Origin of the sequence: Inquilinus sp., assembly GCF_039594555.1 — a bacterium.
Taxonomy (GTDB): Bacteria; Pseudomonadota; Alphaproteobacteria; order DSM-16000; family Inquilinaceae; genus Inquilinus.
Window position 1 is genome coordinate 1 of sequence record NZ_JBCNNF010000591.1, and the last position, 3236, is coordinate 3236.

General features: G+C 69.2%; 2 protein-coding genes. One reads left to right on the forward strand and one right to left on the reverse strand.

The features are described from left to right. Positions 1–19: 19 nt before the first annotated feature. The gene (locus ABDW35_RS34590) at positions 20–1687 is read right to left on the reverse strand and encodes an acetolactate synthase large subunit (RefSeq protein WP_343718381.1); all 1668 of its coding nucleotides are present in this window, start codon (positions 1685–1687) and stop codon (positions 20–22) included. A 206-nt stretch (positions 1688–1893) separates the two neighbouring features. Between ABDW35_RS34590 and ABDW35_RS34595 the strand changes: the two genes are divergently transcribed. Continuing rightward, complete coding sequence (locus tag ABDW35_RS34595; protein ID WP_343718382.1) at positions 1894–3108, forward strand: adenylate/guanylate cyclase domain-containing protein; 1215 nt, start codon at positions 1894–1896, stop codon at positions 3106–3108. Positions 3109–3236: the final 128 nt, after the last annotated feature.

The following is a 3236-nucleotide window of genomic DNA, read 5'->3' on the forward strand; positions in this document are numbered from 1 at the left end:
ATCGCCATGGTCCGCCGGCTCAATCCGCCTCCACCGCCGAGGCGTGGCTGCGCAGTTCCTCGATGAAGACGCGGCTGTTCTCGGTGTAGTCGACCGGCACGCTGACCAGGTGCACGCCGCCCTGGGCATAGGCCTGCTCCAGCGTCGGCACGAAGTCCTCGGCGGATTTCACGTCCCAGCCGGTGGCGCCATAGGCCTTGGCGTAGGTCACGAAATCCGGGTTGCCGAAGGTCAGGCCCCAATCGGCGAAGCCCTGCGCCTCCTGCTTCCAGCGGATCATGCCGTAGGCGTTGTCGACCAGGATCACCACGACCAGGTTCAGCTTCAGCCGGATCGCCGTCTCCAGCTCCTGCGAATTCATCATGAAGCCACCGTCGCCGCACACCGCCATCACCCGGCGGTCCGGATGCAGCATCGCCGCCACCATGGCCGAGGGCAGGCCGGCGCCCATCGTCGCCAGCGCGTTGTCCAGCAGGATGGTGTTGGCGATGTGGGTGCGGTAGCTGCGGGCGAACCAGATCTTGTACATGCCGTTGTCGAGGGCGACGACGCCGTTCTGCGGCATCACCTCGCGCACATCGTGGACGATGCGCTGCGGCAGCAGCGGGAACCTGCCGCTGGTGCCGTCCGCCGCCGCCCGCTCCAGGATCTTTTCGCGCAGCGCGGCGAAGGACTCGGCCGCGGTCGGGTGCGGCCCGCCGAACACCTCGGCCAGCCGGGCCAGCGAGGCACCGATGTCGCCCACCACCTCATGGTCCGGGAAGTAGACCTCGGCGATGTCTGCCGGCTGATAGCCGACATGGATCACCTTCTGGCCCGCCTGCTCCATGATGAAGGGCGGCTTCTCGACCACGTCGTGGCCGATCGCCAGGATCAGGTCGGCCTTGGTCACCGCATCGTGCAGGTAGTCGCCCTCGGACAGGGCGGCGGTGCCGATATAGAGGCCGGAATTGCCGTCGACCGCGCCCTTGCCCATCTGGGTGTTGAAGAAGGGGATGTTCATCCGGCGCACGAAGTCGGACAGCGCCGGCACCAGGTGGCGGCGGTTGCCGGCGGCGCCGATCATCACCAGCGGGCGCTGGGCGGCGCGCAGCATCGCGGCCGCCTTGGCCACCGCCTCGTCATTGGCCACCGGCAGCTCCAGCGGGTGCAGCGGCACCGGGCCCAGCCCCTCGGGCGCCGGCGCGGCGGCGATATCCTCCGGCAACTCCAGATGCACCGGGCCCGGCCGCTCCTCCTGGGCGATGCGGAAGGCGTTGCGCACCAGGGTCGGGATCGCGCCGGTGCTGACGATCTGGCGCGACGACTTGGTCAGCGGCCGCATGGTGGCGACGATGTCGACGATCTGGAACTGCGCCTGGCGGCTCTTCAGGATCGGCTTCTGGCCGGTGATCATCACCATCGGCATGGCGCCCAGCAGGGCATAGGCCGCGCCGGTGGTCAGGTTGAGGGCGCCGGGCCCGAGCGTGGTCAGGCACACGCCGGCCTTGCCGGTCAGCCGGCCGTAGGTCGCGGCCATGAAGGCGGCCGACTGCTCGTGCCGGGTGACGATCAGCTCGATGCCGGAGCGGCGGAGCGATTCGACGATGTCGAGATTCTCCTCGCCCGGCACGCCGAAGACGCGGTCCACGCCCTCATTGACCAGGGCCTCGACGAGGAGGTCGGAGCCGGTCCGTTGCGCAGCCATGTCGGTCCTCTCTTGCTGGCGGTGCGATATGCCACCGCAGGATAGGCCGGAAGCGGCGCGGATGACATGACCGTGCCGCAGGGCAGACGGACAGCCCGCGCACGCGGCGCAGGGCCGCGGCTGTGGCCACGGCCGCCCCGCAATGCGATGCTGTCCGCGCCAAGCGCCGCATTGACCGCACCCTGCCGAAGGTATTCTCTCCCGCCATGCAAGACGGATTGCCGCCGGACTGGGATTGCCGACCGATCGCCGACAGGCATCGCGCCGGGCTGGAGGCGCTCGGCCTCTGGCTGGTCGAGGCGACGCGGCGGCCGGTGCCGCTCAAGGGCCTGTTCCCGGGGTTCTGCGAGCGGGTGGCGCAGACCATCGTGCCGTGCTGGCGCATCCATATCGGGCTCGAGGTGCTGCACCCCGAGATCAGCGGCACCATGCTAGTCTGGAGCGACGAGGCCATCGAGTTCCGGGAGCGCGAGCGCCAAGGCATCCTGCAGAGCACGGGCTATCTGACCAGCCCGACCAAGATCGTCGACGATACCGAGCGGGCCTATCGCCGCCGGCTCGATGGCGATGTCAGCGACCTGCCGATGCTGCAGGAGCTGCAGCAGCAGGGCTCCACCGACTATCTGATCACGCCGCTGCCCTTCCTCGACACCAGCCGCACCCGCTTCCTGTCCTTCGCCACGCGGCAGCCGGGCGGCTTCGACGATGACGACCTGAAGGCGCTGGACACGGCCGCGCGGCTGTTCAGCCCTTATGCCGAGCGCCAGGTGTGGAAGCGCATCGCGCTCGACCTGCTCGACACCTATGTCGGCGCCCGCACCAGCCAGCGCATCGTCGAGGGCCAGATCGAGCGCGGCCAGGTCGACTGGATCGAGGCAGCGATCTGGCTGGCCGACCTGCGCGCCTTCACCCGGCGCAGCGAGGTCCATGCCATCCGCGACGTGGTCGAGCTGCTGAACGGCTGGTTCGGCGACATGGGCGTCGCGATCGAGGCCGAGGGCGGCGAGATCCTGAAGTTCATCGGCGACGCGGTGCTGGCGATCTTCCCGGTGACGCAGGATGTGGACCGCCGCACCGCCTGCGCCGCCGCCCTGGCCGCGGCCGAGGCCTTCTGCGCCAAGGTCGACGCCACCAATGCCGAGCGCGGGCTGGCGGGGCCGGACGCGGTCGATTTCGGCATCGGCCTGCATGTCGGCGAGATCGCCTACGGCAATATCGGCGCCGCCCGGCGGCTGGACTTCACCGTGATCGGCCCGGCGGTGAACCGCGCCAGCCGGCTGGAGGAGCTGACCAAGACCCTGCGCCGCCGGGTGCTGGTGTCGGAACCGTTCCGCGACGCCTGCGGCCGCCCGCTGCTCGACCTCGGCCTCCACCCGCTGCGCGACGTCGAAGGCACGCACCGGATTTTTGGAATTGGTTAGTCTCCAATATTGTCATCCTCGGGCTTGACCCGAGGATCCAGGGGGCTTTCAAGAGCCGCTCTCGGTGGCAGGACGAATTCGGTTCGACCGATTTCGCCAAGGAGGCGAAGCAACGCCAGAAAGACGAT